Below are 24040 nucleotides of genomic sequence, written 5' to 3'. Positions count from 1 at the left end.
TCATCGGCGGAAGCGGTGGAAGGAGGCGACCGCTGCCCCAGGGGGGCTGGCAGCGGTCCGCAATGGCCAGATGCCCCACAAGCAGGTACAGGCGCTGCACAAGCTCGTCGTCGCGGGTCAGGTCGATCCGGCCGCGCTCGGCGCGATGGCGCTGCGGGGTCTGGTCGCCGACAGTTGGCGGCGCAGCCTCAGCACGGGGGTGGACCCGGACCGGCAAGGCCCGCACTCGAGAAACGACACCGAACTGGAGCGGCTTCGCAGGAACCATCCCCTGACCCGAGCGATGCCGCTGATCCGCCGCCTGCTGGTGCAGGATGCCGCCGAGGCCGGACACATGGTCGGCGTCGCCGACGCGGGGGGAACCCTGATGTGGGTCGAGGGCGACCGCCGAGCCTGCCGCAGGGGCGAGGAGATGAACTTTCTGCCCGGCGCCGACTGGAGTGAACGCAGCGCGGGCACCAACGCGCCCGGCACCGCGCTGGTACTCGACCGCGAGGTGCAGATCCGGCGCTGGGAACACTTCTCCCGGGTCGCCCAGCCGTGGAGTTGCACGGCCTCACCGGTGCGGGACCCGACCACCGGTGAGCTGTTGGGGGTCATCGACCTGACCGGGCAGGCGGATGCGGCCACCTCCCAGACCCTGGCGCTGTTGCGGGCGACGGCCTTCGCGGTCGGCAAGCACGTCGCGCTGCAGCGGTTGGCGCAGACCGCGGTGCCCACCGGCCTCACGGTATGGAGCGCACGGGTGACGGCGCTGGGGGCCGGCCGGCCCACCTGGTCGGTGTGTACCGGGGCGGGCGCCGGACAGACCAGCACCCTGGCGCCGCGGCACGCCGATATTCTCGTGCTGCTGATGCAGCACCCCGAAGGGCTCAGCGCCGATCACCTCGCGGTACTGCTGGACAACAACGACCTCGATGCGGTGTCGGTGCGGGCGGAGATGTCCCGGCTGCGCCGCGCCATCGGCGCACGGTTCCTGGGCTCCAAACCGTACCGGCTGCTGGAACCGGTCACCAGCGACCTCGACGGTGTGCTCGACGCGCTGGCCGGCGGCGATGTCGCGCGGGCGATGGACCTGTGCGGCGGCCCGCTGCTGCCGAACTCGACCTCGCCCGGCATCGCGAGGTTGCGGGTCGAGCTTCGCGCGGCGCTGCGTCAGGCGGCGATCGATGCGCGCGACGACGCGGTGCTCGCCCGGTGGGCACGGCTGGACCGCACCTACGGCAACCCCCGCTGACGTCCCGGTGGTCGCGTTTTGACCTGCGACGACGCCGGCGGGTAAGCTCCTTCGTTGGCGTGTGCTGGCTTGCTGGAACCTCGGGTCTCTGTCGGTCGCCGAGGCAGTTCCAACGCCCACGCCGGACCGGCCCCCGGGTAGCCCCGGGACCCAACCCGAGATGGAAGAGAAGGTAAGCGCTGTGCCCACGTACACGCCCAAGGCCGGGGACACCACGCGTTCGTGGTACGTCCTCGACGCCACGGATGTGCGTCTCGGCCGTCTTGCCGTCGTGGCAGCCAACCTGCTGCGCGGCAAGCACAAGCCGACGTTCACACCCAATGTCGACGGCGGAGACTTCGTCATCGTCGTCAACGCCGACAAGATCGCGATGAGCGGCAACAAGCCCACCCGCACGTTCGTTTACCGCCACTCGGGTTTCCCCGGCGGTCTGCGGCGGCGCTCGGTGGAGGAGATGCTGGAGAAGCATCCCGACCGGCTCGTCGAGAAGGCCATCGTCGGCATGCTCCCCAAGACCAAGCTGGGTCGCCAGATCCAGAAGAAGCTGCGTGTCTACACCGGCCCGGAGCACCCGCACACCGCGCAGCAGCCGGTTGCCTACGAGATCAAGAAGGTGAGCCAGTGAGCGAGAACGAAGCCACCGACATCATCGAAGAGACCACCGAGCAGGTCGCCGAGCAGGTTATGGAAGAGGCTCCCGTCGCCGAGACGGTCGAGGAAGCCGCCGTGCTCGACGACATCGTGCCCGCCGAGCCGGTGTACATCGACCGTCCCGTGCAGACCGTCGGCCGCCGCAAGGAGGCCGTGGTGCGGGTGCGCCTGGTGCCCGGCACCGGCAAGTTCGACCTGGACGGCCGCAGCCTGGAGAACTACTTCCCGAACAAGGTGCACCAGCAGCTGATCAAGGCTCCGCTGGTCACCGTCGATCGTGAGGGCAGTTTCGACGTCTACGCCCACCTCGACGGCGGCGGGCCCTCCGGTCAGGCCGGTGCGCTGCGCCTGGCGATCGCCCGGGCGCTGATCCTGGTGACGCCCGAGGACCGTCCGGTGCTCAAGAAGGCCGGATTCCTGACGCGCGACCCGCGCGCCATCGAGCGCAAGAAGTACGGCCTGAAGAAGGCCCGCAAGGCGCCTCAGTACAGCAAGCGCTGATCGATTCCTGTCCGACGGGCGGGCGTGTCACAGTATCGGCACGCCCGCCTTCGGCGTTTGATGGACATGCTGTCGAGTTCGGTCTTGTTTCGGCGACCCGGCCGCGGCCTCTCGGCACTTCATGGAGGGTGTACGCATGCAACGACTCTTCGGCACCGACGGTGTCCGGGGTGTCGCCAACCGTGAGCTGACCGGCGAGCTGGCGCTGGCCCTGGGCTCGGCCGCGGCACGCCGGCTGGCGCTGGCGGGACCGGCCCGTCGCCGGGTGGCCGTGATCGGCCGCGACCCGCGGGCCAGCGGCGAGATGCTGGAGGCGGCCGTGGTCGCGGGAGTGACCAGTGAGGGTGTCGACGCGCTGCGCGTCGGCATCCTGCCGACCCCGGCGATCGCCTATCTGACGCAGGCCTACGATGCCGACTTCGGGGTGATGATCTCGGCGTCGCACAATCCCATGCCGGACAACGGCATCAAGATCTTCGGCCCCGGCGGCCACAAACTGGGTGACGACGCCGAGGACCGCATCGCCGAACTGGTCGCCTCGGGGCCCGGCGCCCGCCCGGTCGGCGCCGGAATCGGCCGCGTCCTCGACGCCGAGGACGCCATGGAGCGCTACCTGCGCCACGTCGGCAAGGCGGCGGTCACCCCGCTGGACGGGGTGACGGTGGTCGTCGACTGCGCCCACGGCGCGGCCTCGGTGGCCGCCCCGCTGGCCTACCGGGCCGCCGGGGCCACCGTCATCGCGATCAACGCCGAGCCCAACGGCCTCAACATCAACGACGGCTGCGGCTCGACACACCTGGACGGGCTGCGGGAGGCGGTGCTGGCCTCCGGCGCCGATCTGGGTCTGGCCCACGACGGCGACGCCGACCGGTGCCTGGCCGTCGACGCCGCCGGGCAGGTGGTCGACGGCGACGCGATCATGGTGCTGCTGGCCCTGGCCATGCAGGAGTCCGGCGAGCTGGCATCGAACACCCTGGTGGCCACCGTCATGAGCAACCTCGGGCTGCATCTGGCGATGCGCGAAGCGGGGATCGCCGTGCGCACCACCGGTGTCGGCGACCGCTACGTGCTCGAGGAGATGCGGGCGGGCGAATTCAGCCTCGGCGGGGAACAATCCGGTCACCTGGTGCTGCCCGCCTTCGGAACCACCGGCGACGGGATCGTCACCGGGCTGCGGGTGATGTCGCGGATGGTGCAGACCGGCCGGCCGCTGGCCGAACTCGCCGGCGCGATGCGGACCCTGCCCCAGGTGCTGATCAACGTCGAGGTCACCGACAAGGTCACCGTGACCCGCGCGCCCTCGGTGCAGTCGGCCGTCGCCGCGGCGGAGGCCGAGCTCGGCGACACCGGGCGAATCCTGTTGCGGCCCTCCGGAACCGAGCAGCTGGTCCGCGTGATGGTCGAGGCCGCCGACGAGGACACCGCCCGTCAGCTGGCGATTCGGGTCGCCGAGACGGTCAGCGGCCACCGCTGAGCACCGCAGGGGAACCGATCGCGGCCCCGGTGCGTCCAAGCAGGGTATGACAGACGAACAACGGGCCCGGCTCGACGTCGCGACGCTGCGCGAGGTGGCGGGGGCATTCGACGAGGTAGCCGGCTCGGCCGGTGCCGCCGCACGCACCCGGGTGGGTTTCGACGGCGCCATCGCCGGCCGCGCTCACACCGGCGACGGCGAGGCACTGCGCCGCGCGGTCGACGGGCTGCTCACCGGCGCGGCGGGCTGGGCGCACGCCGCCGAGGAGGTCGCCGCCGGTCTGCGGGTCAGTCTCGCGCGGCTCACCGCGGCCGACGACGCCGCGGCGGCCGGGATCGGCCTCCGGATCGGTTGAGGCGTGGCCGGTTTCGATGTCGCCGCCCGGCTGGCCGACGGCACACCCGCCCTGGAACGCCTGCAGACCTACGTGTGGGCCTGTGCCCTGCGCGGCTATGTCCACCCGGACCTCACCGGGCACGCCGGGCAGGTCCGGGACTGGTACGGCCGCCAGGACGGACTGGATCTGTCGATCCTCGACGCCGATGCCTCCGCGCTGCGTGCGGCGGCGGCCCGCGCCGAGGACGGGGTGAGTACGGCCCGCTCCGCCGCGGAGTCACTCGCGGCGGCCTGGAGCGGATCCGCCGCCGGGGTGGCGGCGGACTTCGTGCGCCGGCACTGTGTCGCCGCCGCGCGCTGCACCGAGGCACTGCACCGGGCCGCCGAGGCGTTTGCCGGGCTGCGCGACGAGCTGTGGCAGGCCGTGGACCGGCAGGTCACGGTCACGGTCGGCGTCGACGAGCAGGCCTCGGCGCACCACGGCCGGTGGCTGGCGGCGGCGCGGTCGGTGCTCGCCGGTGGTGCCGACGATGACGGAGTCGTCGCGTCCGAGGTGCTGCCGTATGTCGACAATGTCGTCGGCGGACAGTGGGTTCCGGGAATGCGGGTGGTGTTCGACCGCGTGGTGTCGGCCTACCGGTCCGCGGTGCTCGCCGTGGACGCTGCCGTGCCGGGGCGTTTCGAGATACCGGGGGAGCTGGCTCCCCCGCCCCGCGCCGCGTTCGCGGCGGCGGGGTCGGTGTCGGGCCCGGGTCCGGGCCCGATGGGTTCACCGTTCGCCGCACCCACGGCGGGGGCGCTCGGGCCGGATCCCGGCGGGATGAGCGCTCCGGCGCCGGCCATCCCCGGCGACGGCGGAGCGGGGCCGGCCACCGCGGCCGCGCCGGGCGCCGTGCCGGGCCAGGAGGCGGCGGGTTCGCCGCCCGCCCTGGACTCCGTGGCGGCCCTGCCCGGCCGCCTCGCCGATGCGGTCGGTGGCCTGCTGGGCGCCCCGGCCGACGGCCTGGGCGGGCTGTCCGGGCTGGACCCCCTGCGCCCGGCGGGGCTGGACGTGCCCGACCTCGGCCCACCCGCGGATCCGTTCGGCCCGGACGAGACGGCCGGGCCGGGCGAGGGCCCCGCCGACCCCGTCGACGAGACGGGTGAGGACACCGAGGAGGACACCGCGGAGGAGGACACCGAGGAGAACGCGGGGGGCACCGAGGACGAGGAGTCCGCGGAGGAGGGCACCGAAGGCGGGGATGCCGGCGAGAGCGAGGAGGCCGACGATCCCGAAGCGGCCGACGGCGACCCAGGCGACCCCGGCGCCACCGTAGACACCGAAGAGCCCGCAGACCCCGCGGAACCCGCCACGGCGCCAGGGGGGCCCGCCGACGGCGCCGCGCACCCGGGCGACGGCGTCATCGCGCCCGTCCCGGAGCCGTCGATCCCGCCCCCGGCCGGGGCGACGCCCTGCGAGATCGCGGCCGATGAGCTCCCGCAGGCCGGCGAGTGAGGCTCAGCGGGTCAGGCTCAGCAGCTCCTCGACGAAGGCCAGCGACTCGCGGTCGTCGACACCGAGCGGATGCACGAGCATGGTGGACACACCGGCCTCGGCGTACGCGGCCAGGCGTTCCTTGACGTAGCCGCGCGGGCCGACCAGCGACACGCTGCGCACCAGTTCGTCGGGGACCGCCGCGACCGCCTCCTGTTTGCGGCCGGACAGGTACAGATCCTGGATCCGGTCGGCCGCGGCGCCGAAGCCGTAGCGGGTGGCCAGATTGTGGTAGAAGTTCTTGCCCCGGGCGCCCATCCCGCCCAGATACAGCGCCAGCTGGGGCTTGGCCCAGGTCAGCCGCTCCTCGACGTCGTCGCCGATCGCCAGGCTGGCCGACACCATGATGTCGAGCTCGCCGAGCGCGGGGTCGCGTTTGGCGAAGCCGGCCCGCAGCTCCTCACCCCAGATGTCGTCGGCCTTCTCCGGGAAGAAGAACACCGGCTGCCAGCCCTCGGCGATCTCGGCGGTCAGCCGCACGTTCTTGGGTCCGAGCGCGGCGATGGTGATGGGGATGCGGTCGCGCACGGGATGGTTGATCAACTTCAACGGTTTGCCCAGCCCGGTGCCCCGCTCGGCGGGCAGCGGCAGCTGATAGTGCCGGCCGGTGTGCTCGACCCGCTCGCGGCGCCACACCTGCCGGCAGATGTCGACCACCTCGCGGGTGCGTCCCAACGGCGCGTCGAAGGGAACACCGTGGAACCCCTCGACCACCTGGGGGCCCGACGTGCCGATGCCCAGCCGGAACCGCCCGTCGGAGACGTAGTCCAGGCCCGCGGCGGTCATCGCCAGCAGGGTGGGGGTGCGGGTGTAGATGGGCACCACGCCGGTGCCCAGCTCGATCGTCGAGGTCTTGGCGGCCAGATAGCCCAGCTGGCTGATGGCGTCGTAGGAGTACGCCTCGGCCACCAGGGCGATGTCGACCCCCGCGGCCTCCATGTGTACGACCTGGTCGGCGGCCTCTTTGAAACCGCCGGCATAGCTGAGGAAGATGCCCGTCCGCATCAACGAGTTATATCACCAACCGGTTGGTTGGAAACCGGTGGTGTGGCCGCGGTGCGACTAGGGGCGCAGCAGCGCGACCGTCTTCTCCTCCGGGGTGGCCGGGGCGAGCTCGGGGTCGGGCGCCTCGGTGCGGGGCAGCACCACCTCCGGGTCGGCGAAATCCCGGTAGGTCTTGTCCCCGGTCAGGGTGTGCAGCAGGAACCCGGTCAGCAGCGCCCGCACGGTCTTCTGGGTCCGCCGATCCGACCCACCCAGCCCGACGAACTTCGCCAGCCGCCGGCCCTCGGCCAGGCCGGCCGCCTGCCCCTTGCTGACGATCCGCAGCGCGGCGTCGGGCCACGCGCGCGCGAGCTCGAGAGCATTCGAGCGCAGCGTCACCTCCTCGCCGGCCGCGCTCAGCACCACCGCCGGGATCCGCAGCGAGCCGGCCGGCTCGACCGCCGAGGGCTTGGTGACCGCCGGGAACGCCGCGGCCACCGACTTGACCCGGTCACCCAGCCCGGCCGCGGCGAACACCGCCGCCGACGCGCCGAAACCGTGACCGGCGAGGCCGAGCTTGGCCGGATGCACACTGATCTGGCCGGGACCCAGCCGCACCCCGGAGATGATGTCCAGGGTCGTGCCCAGGTCATAGGACATGTTCAGCACCGACGGTGCCAGCCCCTTCTCGGTGTCCGGCGCGGCGGCCACGATGCCCCAGGAGGCCAGATGCTCCAGGGTGCGGGCGTATCCGCCGGCCGGCGTCAGCCAGTCGTGGCCGAACGCCACCCCCGCCAGATTCAGCCCCGACTCCGGGGTGTAGACCACCCCGGGAAGCCCGGCGAAGGCCAGGTCACCCCGCAGAACGCGGTGCGGGCCGCGGCGGGTCAGGGCGGCGACGAGTTTCTTCGTGCTGGCCACCCGATGACGGTAGCTCACCGTCGCGGATCCCGGGCTCGCCGGCCTCCTGCATTACCCTGGGGTGCCATGTGCGGAATCGTCGGCTACGTCGGGCAGCGGCAGGCCTGTGACGTCGTCGTCGAGGCGCTGCGCCGGATGGAGTACCGGGGCTACGACTCGGCCGGGGTGGCGCTGCTGGACGGCCATGGGGCCATGACGGTGCGCCGGCGGGCCGGGCGGCTGTCCAACCTGGAGAGCGCGCTGACCGAGGCCGACAGCACCGCGCTGGCCGGTACGAGTGGGCTCGGCCACACCCGGTGGGCCACCCACGGTCGCCCCACCGACCGCAACGCCCACCCGCACCGCGACGCCGCCGGCAAGATCGCCGTCGTCCACAACGGCATCATCGAGAACTTCCCGTCGCTGCGCGCCGAGCTGGAGGCCGCCGGCGTCGAGTTCGCCAGCGACACCGACACCGAGGTGGCGGTGCACATGGTGTCCCAGGCCTACCGCCACGGCGAGACGGCCGGCGACTTCGCCGCGTCGGTGCGCTCGGTGCTGCGCCGCCTCGAGGGCCACTTCACGCTGGTGTTCGCCAACGCCGACGAGCCGGGCACCATCGTGGCCGCCCGCCGGTCCACCCCGTTGGTGGTCGGTGTCGGCGAGGGTGAGATGTTCGTCGGCTCCGACGTCGCGGCGTTCATCGAGTACACCCGCGATGCCGTCGAGCTGGGGCAGGACCAGGCCGTCGTCATCACCGCGGACGGCTACACCATCACCGACTTCCACGGCTCCCCGGACGTCGACTACCGGGAATTCCATATCGACTGGGACCTGTCGGCCGCCGAGAAGGGCGGTTACGACTACTTCATGCTCAAGGAGATCGCCGAGCAGCCCACCGCCGTCGCCGACACCCTGCTCGGGCACTTCGTCGACGGCCGCATCGTGCTCGACGAGCAGCGGCTCTCCGACCAGGAACTGCGCGAGATCGACAAGGTGTTCGTGGTGGCCTGCGGCACCGCCTACCACTCCGGCCTGCTGGCCAAGTACGCCATCGAGCACTGGACCAGGCTGCCGGTCGAGGTCGAGCTGGCCAGCGAGTTCCGCTACCGCGACCCCGTGCTGGACCGCAGCACCCTGGTGGTGGCGATCTCGCAGTCCGGCGAGACCGCCGACACGCTGGAGGCGGTCCGGCACGCCAAGACCCAGAAGGCCAAGGTGCTGGCGATCTGCAACACCAACGGCAGCCAGATCCCGCGCGAGGCCGACGCGGTGCTCTACACCCGCGCCGGGCCCGAGATCGGGGTGGCGGCCACCAAGACCTTCCTGGCCCAGATCGCCGCCAACTATCTGGTCGGGCTCGCGCTCGCGCAGGCCCGCGGCACCAAGTACCCCGACGAGGTGGCCCGCGAGTACCGCGAGCTGGAGGCCATGCCGAAGCTGGTGTCGCAGGTGCTCGAACATCTGGAGCTGGTCGCCGAACTCGGCCGCCGCTTCGCGGCGTCGCCGACGGTGCTGTTCCTCGGCCGCCACGTGGGCTACCCGGTGGCCCTGGAGGGGGCGCTGAAGCTCAAGGAGCTGGCCTATATGCACGCCGAGGGCTTCGCGGCCGGCGAGCTCAAGCACGGCCCGATCGCGCTGATCGACGAGAACCTGCCGGTGATCGTGGTGATGCCCTCCCCGAAGGGCGCCGCGATGCTGCACGCCAAGCTGCTGTCCAACATCCGCGAGATCCAGGCCCGTGGCGCGGTCACCATCGTCATCGCCGAGGAGGGCGACGACACGGTGCGCCCGTATGCCGACTACATCTTCGAGATACCCGCCACCACAACGCTTTTCCAGCCGTTGCTGTCGACCGTCCCGCTTCAGGTCTTCGCGGCGTCGGTGGCGCGGGCCCGCGGCTACGACGTCGACAAACCGCGCAACCTGGCCAAGTCGGTCACCGTCGAGTAGCCGCCCGGCTCAGCTGGGGAGGGTCCAGGGCCCGGTGATCACCGTCGTGACACCCGGGTACTGGACGTTGACGAACAGCAGATTTCCGTCGGTGGTGAACGCCGGTCCGGCCATCTCGCTGGCGCCGGTCGCGCCGGGCTCCGGGAAGTCCTCGGCGTTCCACGTGTGCAGGTCCAGCGGCTCGATCACCCGCGCCAGATCGGCGACGGTGCCCGACGGGGTCAGCACCCGCAGCCAGTTGTCGCCGCCGTCTTCGTCCTCACCGTCGCCGTCCTCGGCCATGAACACCGCGCCGGTCGGCGACACCGTCACCGAATCGGGCTGATTGAGGGTTTGCGGGTCCGTCGACTCGTAGAGCAGCCGCAGCGTGCCGGTGTCGGCGCCGGTGGGCTCGTAGCGCCAGACCTGGCCGTTCGCGGCGTCGCCGGCCTCGCTGGCCACGAACGTCACCCCGCCGTCGGACCAGGCCGAGCCCTCCAGCGCGTAGAAGCGGGCACCGCCCTTGGCCCGGCCCTGCGCGTACACCGCGGCCGGGTTGTCCTCGGCGTCGGACGGGTCGGGCTCGTCGATGTCCACCCAGTGCACGTCCATCACCTCGCCGACCCGCTGACCGGTGGCCGTGTCGTACTCCTTGTCGCCGGTGACGGCCAGCATCTGCAGCCGCCCACCCGCGGCCAGCTTGCCCGGCTGATTCGGCACGAAACGGTAGAAGCCGTCACCGGGGTCGTTGTTGTCCTCGGTCATGTAGACGATGCCGGTGTCGGGGTCCACCGGGGCGGTCTCGTGTTCGAAGCGGCCCATCGCCTTGAGCGGCACCGGTTCGATCAGTCCGGTGGCCGTGGCCGGGATCTCGAACACGTAGCCGTGCGGCTGCTCGTAGCCGGCGCCCACCCCGTCGGTGGTCTCCTCGCAGGTCAGCCACGACCCCCACGGGGTCGGGGCGCCGCTGCAGTTGGACAGCGTCCCGTTGAGCACCAGGAAGCTCTCCACCAACTGCCCCGAGCGCGGGTCGTAGAGCGAGGAGGTGACCCCGGCCGGGGCCGCCCGGTCGTAGGCCCTGCGCGGGGCGATGGCCCGCTGCGTGGCGCCGGGGATGTCCAGGTCGATCTCGTGGTTGCGCAGCAGCCGCAGCCGGCCGTTGCCGCCGTCGAACAGGGCCTGCCCGTCGTGGCAGCCCGGGGTCGGCAACCCGTCGCTCATCGGCGTTCCGGCCGCGCCGAAGGTGCGGTAGGTGAAGCCGCGGGGCAGGGCCAGCTCCTGCCCGGCCTCGGTCAGCGGGCCCCAGCCGCCCCGGGCGCCGCCACCACCGGCGGCGGCCGTACTGGTGCTGCTCGGCGACGGCGCGCTGTTGTTGGCGCAACCGGTGAACGCGCCGGCCAACCCCACGCCGACCAGGCCGAGGCCGGAGACGGCCAACATGTCGCGACGGCTCAAAGCCACGGGGTGCTCCTCGATGACGGTGGCGGACGGATCGCCGCACCGTGGGCGCCGGGCGGCCAGAAAACCCTCCCAGCCGGTGGTGTCGCGGCAGTGACGCCGGACCCAACGCGGTCTGTCGCGCTGTTGACGCCGCCGGGTCGGTCAGGCCCCGACGGCCGCGCCGTAGGCCAGACCGCCCAGCAGATAGGCCAGCACGCACAGCCCCAGCGTCACCAGCGCCACCGGCCACCCGGTGCGGCGGCGCACCAGCCGGACGATCGTGACCACCGACCCGGTGACGGCGATGGCCGCCGCCGCCAGCAGCGTGGTCCCGACGGCGGTGACCGCGCCGTCGATGCTGCAGGTGGTGGGCGGGCAGTGGTCGAGAAACGCCACCATGAAGATGCCGAAGAAGGCGGCCAGCCCCCACGCGACGAGAGTGAGGACCAGCAGGGCGATCGACGCCGCCAGATCCGCCCCCGAACGCTCCGGTTGCGGCGGCGGGGAGTAGGGGTGCTGGTGATAGCCGTATGCCATTGCGCCGAAACTGTACTTAGTGACGGGCCCACTCGGGCGTTGTGTACAGAAGTTGCCGTCTCGGCGCGCACGTCGCCGTTCTTCGGTGTCTAATTCCGGGATGACTTCCCGCAGTGCCATCGTGACCGGTGCCTCCGGGGGGATCGGCACGGCCATCGCCACCGCCCTGCACGAGGAGGGTTTCGCGCTGACGCTGGTGGGGCGCGATGCCGCCAAGCTGGCCGCGCTCGCCGAGACGCTGACCGGTACGGGCGGCGCGGCGGTCGACTGGCTGGCCGGTTCGCTGGCCGACGAGACGTTCCTCGACGAGATCACCGCGCGCCACACCGCCCGCCACGGCGCACTCGACCTGCTGGTGAACAACGCCGGTGTCTCCGGGCACCGCCGGGTCGGTGAGATCACCGCCGAGTTCCTCGACGCGCAGTTCGACGTCAACATCAGGGCGGTGATCCTGCTCACCGACAAGTGCCTGGGCCTATTGAGAAAGGCGGTGGCCCTGCGTGGTTCGGCGCAGGTGGTCAACACCGCCTCCAACGCGGGTAAGCGCGGCGAGGCGACACTGGCCTCCTACTCGGCCACCAAGGCCGCCGTCGTCGGGTTCACCGAGGCCCTGCACGACGAGTTGGCCGCCGAGGGCATCAAGGCCACCGCGATCTGCCCGGGACTCGTCGACACCCCGATGGCCGACGCCTATCGCAGCGGCGGCGCGGCGGCCCAGGGCATGATCACCCCGCGGGACGTCGCCGAGACGGTCCGGCTGACCACCCGCCTGTCGCGGGCCTGCATCGTGCCCGAGGTCGTGCTGTTGCGCCCCAACGAGTGGGTCCAGCCCTCCGAGGTGCGCTGAGCGACACAGACCTCCTCGTCGTCCGTCCGGACCGGGGGTCCACCACGTAATCTGGGGCCGATGCGGCACTACTACACCGCCGAGCAGATCCGCGCCGCCGAGGCGCCGTTGCTGGCGGCCCTGCCCGAAGGTGTGCTGATGCGCCGCGCCGCCCACGCGCTGGCCGGCGCCGTCGCCGGTGAGCTGCGCCGGCGCTGTGGTGGGGTGGCCGGCCGCAGGGTGTGCGCCGTGGTCGGCTCCGGTGACAACGGCGGGGATGCGCTGTGGGCCGCGACGCTGCTGCGCCGGCGCGGGGCCGCCGCCGAGGCCGTGCTGATGCGCCCGGAGCACACCCATCCCGCCGCGCTGGCCGCGTTCCGGGCCGCCGGCGGCCGGGTCGTCGAGGCCGTCTCGCCGACAACCGATCTGGTGATCGACGGGGTGGTCGGCATCTCCGGGCACGGCCCGCTGCGTCCCGAGGCGGCGGCGGTGTTCGGCGGTACCGATGCCGCGGTGGTGGCCGTCGACATTCCCAGCGGCATCGACGTGTGGACCGGGGCGACCAGCGGGCCCGCCGTGCACGCGGCGCTCACCGTCACCTTCGGTGGGCTCAAACCCGTGCACGCCCTGGCCGACTGCGGCCGGGTGGAGCTGATCGACATCGGCCTGGATCTGCCGCCCAGCGACATCCGGGGTTTCGAGGACGCCGACGTGCGGGAACGCTGGCCGGTGCCCGGCAGGGTCGACGACAAGTACAGCCAGGGCGTGACCGGCGTGCTGGCCGGATCGGCGACCTACCCCGGTGCGGCGATTCTGTGCACCGGGGCGGCGGTGGCGTCGCACTCGGGCATGGTCCGCTACGCCGGAACCGCGGCCGCAGAGGTGGTCTCGCACTGGCCGGAGGTGATCGCCGTCCGGGAACTGGGCGACGCCGGGCGGGTGCAGGCCTGGGCCGTGGGGCCCGGCATGGGCACCGCCGACGACGCGTCCGACGCGCTGGCCGCGGTGCTGGCCACCGATCTCCCGGTGATCGTCGACGCCGACGCGCTCACGCTGCTGTCGCACCGTCCGGAACTGGTCCGCGCCCGTAACGCACCTACGGTGCTGACCCCGCACGCCGGCGAGTTCGCCCGGCTGACCGGGCATTCGGTGGGCCCCGACCGCATCGGCGAGACCCGTGCGCTGGCCGAAGACCTGGGCGCCACGGTGCTGCTGAAGGGCAACGTCACCGTCATCGCCGACCCCGCCGGGCCGGTGTACCTCAATCCGGCGGGCCAGTCGTGGGCGGCCACCGCGGGCTCGGGGGATGTGCTGTCGGGGATGATCGGGGCACTGCTGGCCGCGGGGCTGCCGCCGGCCGAGGCCGCCGCCGCCGCCGCGTTCGTGCACGCCCGCGCCGCCGGCCTGTCGGCGGCCGACCCGGGTCCGGCGCCGGTGCCCACGTCGTCCTCCCGAATCCAGGCCCATATCCGCTCGGCGCTGGCCACCATCCTCTAGAAAGGTATCCATGCCCACACCACACTCGTCGAATCCCAGGCCCGCCTACACCGGCCGGCTCGCCATGGCCCCACTGCCGGCGCTGCGGCTGCCCGACGAGGCCATGGACCCCGAGTCGGCCTACCGCTTCATCCACGACGAACTGATGCTCGACGGCAGCTCCCGGCTCAACCTGGCCACCTTCGTCACCACCTGGATGGATCCCGAAGCGGGCCAACTGATGTCGGAGACATTCGACAAGAACATGATCGACAAGGACGAGTACCCGGTCACCGCGGCGATGGAGCAGCGCTGCGTGTGCATGGTGGCCGATCTCTTCCACGCCGAGCACCTGCGTGACGACGACCCCGCCAGCGCCACCGGTGTGTCGACCATCGGCTCCAGCGAGGCGGTGATGCTGGCCGGGCTGGCGATGAAGTGGCGCTGGCGCCAGCGGCTGGGTTCCGGACAGGGCGACGACTGGAAGGGGCGGACCCCCAACCTGGTGATGGGCTCCAACGTGCAGGTGGTCTGGGAGAAGTTCTGCCGGTATTTCGACGTCGAGGCCCGCTACCTGCCCATGGAGGAGGGGCGCTACGTCATCACCCCCGAGCAGGTCATCGACGCCGTCGACGAGGACACCATCGGCGTGGTCGCCATTCTGGGCACCACGTTCACCGGGGAACTCGAACCGGTGGGCGAGATCTGCGCGGCCCTCGACGCGCTGGCCGGGCGCGGCGGGCCCGACGTGCCGGTGCACGTCGACGCCGCCAGCGGCGGGTTCGTGGTGCCGTTCCTGCACCCGGACATGGTGTGGGACTTCCGGCTGCCGCGGGTGGTGTCGATCAACGTCAGCGGCCACAAGTACGGCCTGACCTATCCGGGGATCGGTTTCGTGGTGTGGCGCAGCGCCGAGTACCTTCCCGAGGAACTGGTCTTCCGGGTCAACTATCTGGGCGGCGACATGCCGACCTTCACGCTGAACTTCTCCCGGCCGGGCAACCAGGTGGTCGGCCAGTACTACAACTTCCTGCGACTGGGCCGTGACGGGTTCACCGAGGTGATGCGGTGCCTGTCCGAGACGGCCCGCTGGATCGCCGACGAACTGGAGCAGATGCCGATGTTCGAGGTCATCTCGGACGGTTCGGCCATTCCGGTGGTGTCGTTCCGCCTGGTCGACGGGGCCGAGTACTCGGTCTTCGACATCTCGGCGATGCTGCGCGGCTACGGCTGGCAGGTGCCCGCCTACACCATGCCCGACGACGCCACCGACGTCGCCGTGCTGCGCATCGTCGTGCGCGAGGGCCTGTCGGCCAACCTGGCCCGCGCGCTGCGCGACGACCTCGTCGAGGTGCTCGGCAAGCTGGACCAGCTCAAGCCGGGCGGGTTTGCCACCGAACAGCACTTCGCGCACTGAGCCGGACAACCCCTGTTCCGGGGTTTGGGCGCCGGTTCTGGGACAATCGGGGGCGGTGACTATGACGATGAACGGTGCGCCCACGAGTTCGGCCCCGGCCGCCCATTCGGCCCCGGCCAAGGTCGTCGACCTCGGCGCGATCGCACACAACGTCGGTGTCCTGCGCGAATGCGCCGGCGCCGCCGAGGTGATGGCCGTCGTCAAGGCCGACGCCTATGGTCACGGCGCCGTCGAGGTGGCCCGCACCGCGCTGGCCGCCGGTGCCGCCGAACTCGGCGTGGCCACCGTCACCGAGGCGGTGGAACTGCGCCGCGCCGGGATCACGGCCCCGGTGCTGGCCTGGCTGCACGGTCCGGGCACCGACTTCGCTCCCGCGGTCGCCGCCGGTGTGCAGATCGCGGTGTCCTCCCTGCGGCAGCTCACCGAGCTGCTCGACGGGGTGGCACGCGCCGGGACGCCCGCCGCGCTCACCCTCAAGGTCGATACCGGCCTGAACCGCAACGGGGTGTCGGCCGCCGAGTTTCCCGCCCTGGTGACCGCGTTGGCCCGGGCCGCCGCAGACGGGGCCGTCACCCCGCGCGGCCTGATGTCGCATCTGGTCAGCGGCGACGAACCGGACAACCCGATCAACGATCTGCAGGCGCGGCGGTTCCGGGAGATGGCCGCGCACGCCGCCGAGCGGGGCCTGCGTTTCGAGGTGCTGCACCTGGCCAACTCGCCGGCCACCCTGACCCGCCCGGATCTGGCCTTCGACCTGGTGCGCCCCGGTATCGCGGTCTACGGACTCGATCCGGTCCCGCAGCACGGCGATCGGGGGCTGGTCCCGGCCATGACGCTGACCTGCCCGGTCGCCATGGTCAAACCGGTGGCCGCGGGCGAGGGCGTGTCCTACGGGCACACCTGGATCGCCGAGCGCGACACCCGGGTGGCGCTGTTGCCGATCGGCTACGCCGACGGGCTGTTCCGATCGCTGGGCAACCGTCTGCAGGTGCTCATCAACGGTCGCCGGTATCCCGGCGTGGGACGGATCTGCATGGACCAGTTCGTCGTCGACCTCGGGCCCGGACCGGCCCGGGTCGCCACCGGCGACACCGCGGTGCTGTTCGGCCCCGGCGCCGCCGGCGAGCCGCTGGCCAAGGACTGGGCCGAACTCCTGGGAACCATCGACTACGAGGTGGTCACCAGTCCGCGCGGGCGCGTCATCCGGGTCTATCGGGAGGCCGGCGCCGGTGTCTGACAAGCGCATCGACCTGGCCAGCCGACGCAGAGCGGGCTGGCTGGCCGGCGTGGCCGGGCTGACCGCGGTCGGCACCGTGGCCGGCGCCTCGGCCGCGCGCAAGGTGGCTCGCCGAGCGCCGATCGAGGACCCCTACCGCGACGAGGATTTCGGGCTCTTCGACTCCGATCCCGGTGGGGTGGTGACCACACCCGACGGGGTGGACCTGGCGGTGCGCGAGGTCGGCCCGCCCGACGCTCCGCTCACCGTCGTCTTCGCGCACGGTTTCTGTATGAACATGGGCGCCTTCTACTTTCAGCGTCGTGACCTCGCCGAGGTCTGCGGTGACCAGCTGCGCATGGTGTTCTACGACCAGCGCGGGCACGGCGCGTCGGGTTCGGCGTCGCCGGACACCTACACCGTGCCCCAGCTCGGGCAGGACCTGGACACCGTGCTGAAGGTGACCGCGCCGACCGGATCGGTTGTGCTGGTGGGTCATTCGATGGGCGGGATGACCGTGCTCTCGCACGCCAGGCAGTTCCCCGCCCAGTACGGCACGCACGTGGTCGGTGCGGCGATCATCTCCTCGGCCGCCGAGGGGCTGGACCGCTCGCCGCTGGGGGAGATCCTGCAGAACCCGGCCCTGGAGGCCGCGCGGTTCACCGCACGGTATGCGCCCAACCTGATTCACCGCGGCCGCGGCGCCGTCCGCTCGGTGTTGGCGCCGATCCTGCAGGCCGCCTCCTTCGGTGACGACGCGGTGAGCCCGACGGTGGTGCGCTACGCCGAACAGATGATCCACGACACCCCGGTGGCCACCATGGTCGGCTTCCTGCACGCACTGGGGGTGCACGACGAGGCCGACGGCCTGGCGGTGCTGGCCGCGGTGCCCACGCTGATCGCCTGCGGTTCGGCCGACCGGCTGACCACCGCCGAGCACTCCGAGGAGATGGCCGAGGCACTGCCGCGGGCCGAACTGCTCGTCGTCGGCGGCGCGGGCCACCTGGTGCAGCTGGAGCAGCCCGACCCGATCAACGACGCGCTGTTGCGACTGATCAACCACGCCATGCCCAACCGGCTGGTGGCGTTCACCCGCCGGCTGCGCGACCGGGTGCGGGCCCGTGGCTGACGCGACGACGGCGGGCACCGCAGAGTTGGCCACCGCCGAGGACACCGTGGCGCTGGGGCAGCGGCTGGGGCGCGGGTTGCGGGCCGGGGACGTGGTGGTGCTCTCCGGTCCGCTCGGCGCCGGGAAAACGGTGCTGGCCAAGGGGATCGCGGCGGCGATGGATGTCGAGGGCCCGGTCACGTCGCCGACGTTCGTCCTGGCCCGGGTGCACCGCGCACGCCGGGCCGGGGCCCCCGACATGGTCCACGTCGACGTCTACCGGCTGCTCGACCACCCCGGGTCGGACCTGCTCGGCGAGCTGGACTCGCTGGACCTCGACACCGACCTCGACGACGCCGTGGTGGTGGTCGAGTGGGGCGAGGGGCTGGCCGAACGGCTCTCCGAGCGGCACCTGGACATCCGGCTGGAACGCGCGCCCGATTCGGAGACCCGCACCGCCATGTGGTCCTGGAGCCTCGCATGACCCGGGTCGTGCTGACCATCGACACCGCCACTCCGGCGGTCACCGCCGGGCTGGTGCGGGTCGGCGCCGCCGGCGAGCCCGAGGTGCTCGCCGACAAGCGCACCGTCGACGCCCGCGCGCACGCCGAATGCCTGACCCCCAACGTGCTGGCCGCGCTGGCCGAGGCCGGGGTGACGATGGCCGATATCGGCGCCGTGGTGGTGGGGACCGGGCCGGGACCGTTCACCGGTCTGCGGGTGGGTATGGCCACCGCCGCGGCCTACGGGCACGCGCTGGACGTCCCGGTGTTCGGGGTGTGCACCCTCGACGCGATCGCCGCCGGGGCGGCGCCGGCGGGGGCGGATTTGCCCGCCGATCTGCTGGTGGTGACCGACGCGCGCCGCCGCGAGGTGTACTGGGCGCGCTACCGCGACGGGCGGCGCACCGGCGAACCGGCGGTGTGCGCACCGGCCGACGTGCCCCTCGACGGGGTGGCGGTGGTCGCCGGATCGGCGGCCCACGCCGCGCTGTTCGGGCTGCCCGTCACCGGGCCCGAGCACCCGTCGCCGGCCGGCCTGGCCGCCGCGGTCGGTGACTGGGACGCCCCGCCCGCGGCCCTGGTGCCGCTGTATCTGCGCCGGCCGGACGCCAAGACGCTGGCCGAACGGCGGGCGGGGCGATGACCGGCGGCCCCGACCGTGAGCCGGGACCTGAGACGGGTCCGGTGGTGATCGACCCGCTCACCGGCTCCGACGCCGAGGCCTGCGCGGAGCTGGAGCGCCTGCTGTTCGCCGGCGACGACCCGTGGCCGGCCCGGGCGTTCCGCGAGGCGGTGCGCGAAGCGCATCACCACTACGTGGCCGCCCGCGCCGACGGCCGGCTGGTCGGCTACGCCGGGATCGCCCGGCTGGGCCGGCGGGCCCCGTTCGAACACGAGGTGCACACCATCGGCGTGCATCCGGACTTCCAGGGCCGCGGCATCGGCCGCCGGCTGCTGGCCGACCTGCTGGGCTTCGCCGATTCGGCCGGTCCCGGCGGTGCGGTCTTCCTGGAGGTGCGCACCGACAACGACTCCGCGATCGCGCTGTACGAGAGCGTCGGTTTCTCCCGCGTTGGCCTGCGCAAGCGCTACTACCAGGGCAGCGGCGCCGACGCCTATACGATGCGGCGAGAATCATGACCGTCATCCTTGCCATCGAGAGTTCCTGCGACGAGACCGGCGTGGGCATCGCCCGCCTCGGCGCCGACGGCACCGTCACGCTGCTGGCCGACGAGGTGGCCTCCAGCGTCGACGAGCACGCCCGGTTCGGCGGAGTGGTGCCCGAGATCGCCTCGCGGGCGCACCTGGAGGCGCTGGGGCCGACGATGCGCCGGGCGCTGGCCGCCGCCGGGGTGCGCCGGCCCGACGTGGTGGCGGCCACCATCGGCCCGGGCCTGGCCGGTGCGCTGCTGGTCGGGGTCGCCGCCGCCAAGGCCTACGCCGCGGCCTGGGATGTCCCGTTCTATGCGGTCAACCACCTCGGCGGGCACCTGGCCGCCGACGTCTACGACCATGGGCCCCTGCCCGAGAGCGTCGGTCTGCTGGTCTCCGGCGGGCACACCCATCTGCTGCACGTGCGCTCCCTCGGGGAACCGATCGTCGAACTGGGCAGCACCGTCGACGACGCCGCGGGGGAGGCCTACGACAAGGTCGCGCGCCTGCTGGGTCTGGGCTACCCGGGTGGACGCGTGCTCGACGAGCTGGCCCGCACCGGTGACCTCGACGCGATCGTGTTTCCGCGGGGCATGACCGGCCCGCGCGACGACCGGCACGCCTTCAGCTTCTCCGGGCTCAAGACCGCGGTCGCGCGCTACGTCGAGGCCCATCCCGACGCACCGACCGCCGACGTCGCGGCGGGCTTTCAGGAGGCCGTCGCCGACGTGCTGACCATGAAGGCGGTGCGCGCCGCCACCGATCTGGGGGTGTCGACCCTGCTGATCGCCGGCGGGGTGGCCGCCAACTCGCGGCTGCGGGAGCTGGCCGAGGAGCGTTGCGCGCAGGCCGGATTGACGCTGCGGGTGCCGCGACCGCGGCTGTGCACCGACAACGGGGCGATGATCGCCTCCTTCGCCGCGCACCTGCTGGCCGCCGGGGCCGCGCCCTCCCCGCTGGGGGTGGCCAGCGATCCGGGCCTGCCGGTGGTGCGCGGCCAGGTTGCCTGACCGTCCTGAGGTGGTCAGAAGGGCGGAGGCCGGTTTCGTTCGGCGACGTGGGCGTCGTTGAGTGCGCGTTCCGCGGCGATGCGGTAGGCGCGAGCTTGAGCGCGGGTGCGTTTGCGCCGGGGCATCATCAGGGTCCGCCCGGGATGTGGGGGGTTCGCTGAGGCCGAAGAGGCTGCTGTGGCCGAAGGTGCCGGGGTGGTGATGTTCCAGGCGGGGAACAGCAGCGCGGCCCCGGGTGAGGTTGTGTAGGTGTGGCCGGTGGGGGTGGTGATGTTCAGGGTGCCGTCGCGGAGTTGGTGTTCGGTCCAGTCGGGCCAGAAGGTTTTTAGCAGGTGGTGCAGGCGGCAGTAATTTTTCAGGTTGCCGGCGTGGGTGTTTCCGGCGGGCCAAGGGGTGGTGTGGTCGAGGTCGGTGTGGATGGCGGGGCAGTTGCAGCCGGGGAAGCGGCAGGTCAGGTCACGCGTGCGGACGAATTCGTCCAGCGCGGTGCCGGGTCGGTAGCGGGGTTCGGCGGCAGGTCCGGGGGTGGTGACCTGGCGGGTTTTGGCGCCATGGGCGATCAACTCTGCCAACAGCGGTGCGGGGATGATCCCGCCGCCGAGGATGAGCCCGGGTGGTGGGGTCGGCGGGGTCGCAGTATCGGCTGCGGGTGAGTGTTCACCGTGCAGGAGCGGGTCCGGGTCGGCGGTGGTGGTCGTGGTCTGGGCCACGACGTGCACGACGACGCTCGAGGCGCGGCCGTCGTCGGTGGCGGCGGGGCAGTGGGGACTTTCGCAACGGCACGCCAGATGGGTGGCGTGTGCGGCCAGCGCGCCGAGGGCGTCGGCTCGGCGTTGGGCCAGGGTGCGGGGGTCCTCGAGGCAGACGCCTCGGGCCATGGCCGTCAGGCGTTGGTCCAGCAGTGCCGCGTCGGGGGACAGCAGTCGGCCGGCGATGCTGGTGGTAGCTCTGTCGGCGTCCTGGGGATCGCCGATGTGGATGTCGCGGTTTTGAGCGCGGGCGCGGTTCTGGCGCACGGCGCCCGGGTCCAGTGTGTCGACCCAGAAGTCCACGCGCGCCTTGAGGTTGGCCTCGGACAGTGCTTCCCAGGAGGCGGCACGTTCGGCCACCTTGGCGTCCAGGCGGGTCAGGGTGTCAGGGTCGGTGATCAACGCGGTGCGGGTGGCGATGACGGCGACGGTGCGGGCGCTGAGTTGCCCGTCCATCATCAGGGCGCCGACCCGGGGCAATCGGTCCCGCAACGTGGTGGCGAGCTCCAGTTGGCCCAGGGCGCGTCCGTGACCGGTGTTGAGAGCCGCAGCGATCTCGGCGGCGGTCGCGTCCCAATCGTCACAAGCCCAGTCCGGGTGTTCGGCGGGTTCGCGGCGTCGGGTCAGTTCGGCGATGGCGGCCAGTTTGCGGGCCTCGGCTGCCGCGGCGACGCGCTTCCAGCCGGTGATCGCCGTGATCACCGCGGCGTCGTCGGCCTCGGCGAGGTCCGCCGGCTCCACCGGCATATCGAACATACATTCGATAGTAGAACCGGGGTCTGACATCGGGCCTGTCATCGGGCGGCCGCGCGTGTTCGCTGTCAGCAATCAAAACGGGCCCGGTGCCCACCCACCCTTGAGTGCTAGCACTCTCGTGTATAGAGTGCTAGGCGGCAGCTGGAACCACCCTGGTGTCGGCACCCGCGACGACGGCGCGAGGGTACGGGCCACTGCCGAACACACACACCTAACATTTGAGTGAAGGGGCTCCATCGTGGCGAGCGTGAACATCAAGCCACTCGAGGACAAGATCCTCGTACAGGCCAACGAGGCCGAGACCACGACCGCGTCCGGTCTGGTCATCCCCGACACCGCCAAGGAGAAGCCGCAGGAAGGCACAGTCGTCGCAGTTGGCCCCGGCCGCTGGGATGAGGATGGCGAGAAGCGGATCCCCCTGGACGTGTCGGAGGGCGACGTCGTCATCTACAGCAAGTACGGCGGCACCGAGATCAAGTACAACGGCGAGGAGTACCTGATCCTGTCGGCCCGCGACGTGCTGGCTGTCGTCTCCAAGTAAGGCGAACCGTGTCCGCCCCGGAGATCCCCGTGCCTCGGCACGGGCGATGTCCGGGGCGGATCACGTAGTACCGAACGTCTCGATAGAGAAAGACTCCTATGAGCAAGCAGATTGAGTTCAACGAAACCGCCCGCCGCGCCATGCTGGCCGGCGTGGACAAGCTCGCCGACGCGGTCAAGGTGACCCTGGGTCCGCGTGGTCGGCATGTGGTGCTGGCCAAGGCCTTCGGTGGCCCGACCGTCACCAACGACGGCGTGACCATCGCCCGCGACATCGACCTCGACGACCCGTTCGAGAACCTGGGCGCCCAGCTGGTCAAGTCGGTGGCCACCAAGACCAACGACGTCGCCGGTGACGGCACCACCACCGCGACCGTGCTGGCCCAGGCCCTGATCAAGAGCGGCCTGCGCAACGTCGCGGCCGGCGCCAACCCCATCGCGCTCGGCGCGGGCATCGCCAAGGCCGGCGACGCCGTCTCCGAGGCGCTGCTGGACTCGGCCACCCCGGTCTCGGAGAAGTCGTCGATCGCCCAGGTCGCCACCGTGTCCTCGCGTGACGAGGAGGTCGGCGAGATGGTCGGCGCGGCGATGACCAAGGTCGGCGGCGACGGCGTGGTCAGCGTCGAGGAATCCTCCACGCTGCAGACCGAGCTGGAGATCACCGACGGCGTCGGATTCGACAAGGGCTTCCTGTCGGCCTACTTCGTCACCGACTTCGACTCGCAGGAGGCCGTCCTGGAGGACGCGCTGATCCTGCTGCACCGCGACAAGATCAGCTCGCTGCCCGACCTGCTGCCACTGCTGGAGAAGGTCGCCGAGGCCGGCAAGCCGCTGCTGATCGTCGCCGAGGACGTCGACGGCGAGGCGCTGTCGACGCTGGTCGTCAACGCCATCCGCAAGACGCTGAAGGCGGTGGCGGTCAAGGCCCCGTTCTTCGGTGACCGCCGCAAGGCGTTCCTGGAGGACCTGGCCGTCGTCACCGGCGCGCAGGTGGTCAACCCCGACGTGGGGCTGGTGCTGCGTGAGGCCGGCCTGGAGGTGCTCGGATCGGCCCGGCGCGTCGTGGTCAGCAAGGACGACACCGTGATCGTCGACGGCGGCGGCACCGACGAGGCCGTCGCGGCCCGGGCCAAGCAGCTGCGCGCCGAGATCGAGGCCTCCGATTCCGACTGGGACCGCGAGAAGCTCGAGGAGCGACTGGCGAAGCTGGCCGGCGGCGTCGCGGTGATCAAGGTCGGCGCGGCCACCGAGACCGCGCTCAAGGAGCGCAAGCACCGCGTCGAGGACGCGGTGGCCGCCGCCAAGGCCGCGGTCGAGGAGGGCATCATCGCCGGCGGCGGTTCCGCCCTGGTGCAGGCCCGCAAGAAGCTCGAGGAGCTCAAGTCGACGCTTTCCGGTGACGAGGCGCTCGGCGTCGACGTCTTCGCCGGTGCGCTGACGGCCCCGCTGTACTGGATCGCCAGCAACGCGGGTCTCGACGGATCCATCGTCGTCAGCAAGGTCTCCGAGCTGCCCGCCGGGCACGGCTTCAACGCGGCCACCCTGGTCTACGGCGACCTGGTCGCCGACGGTGTCATCGACCCGGTGAAGGTGACCCGCTCGGCGGTGCTCAACGCCGCGTCGGTGGCCCGGATGGTGCTGACCACCGAGACCGCGATCGTGGAGAAGCCCGAAGAGGAGGAGGAGGACGACCACGGCCACGGCCACGGTCATCACCACCACCACTGAGAAGCGAAGCACGAGAGAACACCCCCGGTCCCG

General features: G+C 72.0%; 23 protein-coding genes. 18 read left to right on the top strand and 5 right to left on the bottom strand.

Annotated features, from left to right (window positions below; genetic code table 11):
- Positions 1-70 precede the first annotated feature (70 nt).
- The 6 genes from CSR00_RS15260 to CSR00_RS15235 all read left to right on the top strand — a co-directional run bounded on the left by CSR00_RS15260 (position 71) and on the right by CSR00_RS15235 (position 5694).
- The gene (locus CSR00_RS15260) at positions 71-1237 is read left to right on the top strand and encodes a GAF domain-containing protein (RefSeq protein WP_099023258.1); all 1167 of its coding nucleotides are present in this window, start codon (positions 71-73) and stop codon (positions 1235-1237) included.
- 181 nt (positions 1238-1418) lie between these two features.
- The gene (gene rplM, locus CSR00_RS15255) at positions 1419-1862 is read left to right on the top strand and encodes a 50S ribosomal protein L13 (RefSeq protein WP_099023257.1); all 444 of its coding nucleotides are present in this window, start codon (positions 1419-1421) and stop codon (positions 1860-1862) included.
- A 59-nt stretch (positions 1863-1921) separates the two neighbouring features.
- Entirely contained in the window at positions 1922-2389 is a 468-nt protein-coding gene (gene rpsI / locus CSR00_RS15250) for a 30S ribosomal protein S9 (RefSeq protein ID WP_176562076.1), read from the top strand.
- Positions 2390-2525: 136 nt separating this feature from the next.
- The gene (gene glmM / locus CSR00_RS15245) at positions 2526-3863 is read left to right on the top strand and encodes a phosphoglucosamine mutase (RefSeq protein WP_099023273.1); all 1338 of its coding nucleotides are present in this window, start codon (positions 2526-2528) and stop codon (positions 3861-3863) included.
- A 46-nt stretch (positions 3864-3909) separates the two neighbouring features.
- On the top strand, positions 3910-4218 hold the full coding sequence (locus tag CSR00_RS15240) for a hypothetical protein (RefSeq protein ID WP_099023256.1): 309 nt from the start codon (positions 3910-3912) through the stop codon (positions 4216-4218).
- A gap of 3 nt (positions 4219-4221) precedes the next feature.
- The gene (locus CSR00_RS15235; RefSeq protein ID WP_099023255.1) at positions 4222-5694 is read left to right on the top strand and encodes an ICP22 family protein; all 1473 of its coding nucleotides are present in this window, start codon (positions 4222-4224) and stop codon (positions 5692-5694) included.
- Positions 5695-5697: 3 nt separating this feature from the next.
- Here the strand turns inward: CSR00_RS15235 and CSR00_RS15230 are convergent, their stop codons facing one another.
- The gene (locus tag CSR00_RS15230; protein ID WP_176562074.1) at positions 5698-6738 is read right to left on the bottom strand and encodes an LLM class F420-dependent oxidoreductase; all 1041 of its coding nucleotides are present in this window, start codon (positions 6736-6738) and stop codon (positions 5698-5700) included.
- Positions 6739-6795: 57 nt separating this feature from the next.
- The gene (locus CSR00_RS15225) at positions 6796-7638 is read right to left on the bottom strand and encodes a dienelactone hydrolase family protein (RefSeq protein ID WP_099023253.1); all 843 of its coding nucleotides are present in this window, start codon (positions 7636-7638) and stop codon (positions 6796-6798) included.
- A gap of 66 nt (positions 7639-7704) precedes the next feature.
- On the opposite strand from CSR00_RS15225, the gene glmS reads away from it, so the two are divergent.
- Positions 7705-9570: a glutamine--fructose-6-phosphate transaminase (isomerizing) gene (gene glmS / locus CSR00_RS15220; RefSeq protein ID WP_099023252.1), complete on the top strand. Its 1866-nt coding sequence runs from the start codon at positions 7705-7707 to the stop codon at positions 9568-9570.
- A 9-nt stretch (positions 9571-9579) separates the two neighbouring features.
- Here the strand turns inward: glmS and CSR00_RS15215 are convergent, their stop codons facing one another.
- Positions 9580-11010 (bottom strand): alkaline phosphatase PhoX, encoded by a 1431-nt coding sequence (locus CSR00_RS15215; protein ID WP_218014495.1) that lies wholly within the window; start codon positions 11008-11010, stop codon positions 9580-9582.
- Between the two features lie 141 nt (positions 11011-11151).
- A complete protein-coding gene (locus CSR00_RS15210; protein WP_099023250.1) occupies positions 11152-11526 on the bottom strand; it encodes a hypothetical protein in 375 nt (124 codons plus the stop codon).
- Between the two features lie 100 nt (positions 11527-11626).
- Between CSR00_RS15210 and CSR00_RS15205 the strand changes: the two genes are divergently transcribed.
- From CSR00_RS15205 to tsaD, 9 genes are all read left to right on the top strand, one after another.
- Complete coding sequence (locus CSR00_RS15205) at positions 11627-12373, top strand: SDR family NAD(P)-dependent oxidoreductase (RefSeq protein WP_099023249.1); 747 nt, start codon at positions 11627-11629, stop codon at positions 12371-12373.
- A 60-nt stretch (positions 12374-12433) separates the two neighbouring features.
- Positions 12434-13849, top strand: a complete 1416-nt coding sequence (locus CSR00_RS15200) for an NAD(P)H-hydrate dehydratase (RefSeq protein WP_099023248.1) — start codon at positions 12434-12436, stop codon at positions 13847-13849.
- Between the two features lie 10 nt (positions 13850-13859).
- Positions 13860-15245 carry a glutamate decarboxylase gene (locus CSR00_RS15195; RefSeq protein ID WP_099023247.1) on the top strand — a complete coding sequence of 462 codons (1386 nt, stop codon included), beginning with the start codon at positions 13860-13862 and terminating at the stop codon, positions 15243-15245.
- Between the two features lie 67 nt (positions 15246-15312).
- A complete protein-coding gene (gene alr, locus CSR00_RS15190; protein ID WP_099023272.1) occupies positions 15313-16482 on the top strand; it encodes an alanine racemase in 1170 nt (389 codons plus the stop codon).
- Positions 16475-17590 (top strand): alpha/beta fold hydrolase, encoded by a 1116-nt coding sequence (locus CSR00_RS15185; protein WP_245906055.1) that lies wholly within the window; start codon positions 16475-16477, stop codon positions 17588-17590. The genes alr and CSR00_RS15185 overlap by 8 nt, the downstream gene beginning before the upstream one ends.
- On the top strand, positions 17583-18053 hold the full coding sequence (gene tsaE / locus CSR00_RS15180; protein WP_099023246.1) for a tRNA (adenosine(37)-N6)-threonylcarbamoyltransferase complex ATPase subunit type 1 TsaE: 471 nt from the start codon (positions 17583-17585) through the stop codon (positions 18051-18053). Before CSR00_RS15185 ends, tsaE begins: the two co-directional genes overlap by 8 nt.
- On the top strand, positions 18050-18715 hold the full coding sequence (tsaB, locus tag CSR00_RS15175) for a tRNA (adenosine(37)-N6)-threonylcarbamoyltransferase complex dimerization subunit type 1 TsaB (protein ID WP_099023245.1): 666 nt from the start codon (positions 18050-18052) through the stop codon (positions 18713-18715). The genes tsaE and tsaB overlap by 4 nt, the downstream gene beginning before the upstream one ends.
- Complete coding sequence (gene rimI / locus CSR00_RS15170; protein ID WP_099023244.1) at positions 18712-19212, top strand: ribosomal protein S18-alanine N-acetyltransferase; 501 nt, start codon at positions 18712-18714, stop codon at positions 19210-19212. Before tsaB ends, rimI begins: the two co-directional genes overlap by 4 nt.
- Positions 19209-20234: a tRNA (adenosine(37)-N6)-threonylcarbamoyltransferase complex transferase subunit TsaD gene (tsaD, locus tag CSR00_RS15165; RefSeq protein WP_099023243.1), complete on the top strand. Its 1026-nt coding sequence runs from the start codon at positions 19209-19211 to the stop codon at positions 20232-20234. Before rimI ends, tsaD begins: the two co-directional genes overlap by 4 nt.
- Before the next feature lie 14 nt (positions 20235-20248).
- Here tsaD and CSR00_RS15160 read toward each other — a convergent pair whose 3' ends face one another.
- Positions 20249-21739: an HNH endonuclease signature motif containing protein gene (locus tag CSR00_RS15160; RefSeq protein WP_218014494.1), complete on the bottom strand. Its 1491-nt coding sequence runs from the start codon at positions 21737-21739 to the stop codon at positions 20249-20251.
- Between the two features lie 238 nt (positions 21740-21977).
- Between CSR00_RS15160 and groES the strand changes: the two genes are divergently transcribed.
- Together groES and groL are read left to right on the top strand one after the other, a co-directional pair.
- Complete coding sequence (gene groES, locus CSR00_RS15155; protein ID WP_003929249.1) at positions 21978-22280, top strand: co-chaperone GroES; 303 nt, start codon at positions 21978-21980, stop codon at positions 22278-22280.
- Between the two features lie 98 nt (positions 22281-22378).
- On the top strand, positions 22379-24007 hold the full coding sequence (gene groL / locus CSR00_RS15150) for a chaperonin GroEL (protein WP_099023241.1): 1629 nt from the start codon (positions 22379-22381) through the stop codon (positions 24005-24007).
- Positions 24008-24040: the final 33 nt, after the last annotated feature.

Origin of the sequence: Mycolicibacterium palauense, from assembly GCF_002592005.1 — a bacterium.
Classification (GTDB): domain Bacteria; phylum Actinomycetota; class Actinomycetes; order Mycobacteriales; family Mycobacteriaceae; genus Mycobacterium; species Mycobacterium palauense.
This window is presented reverse-complemented; position numbering and strand designations above follow the sequence as displayed.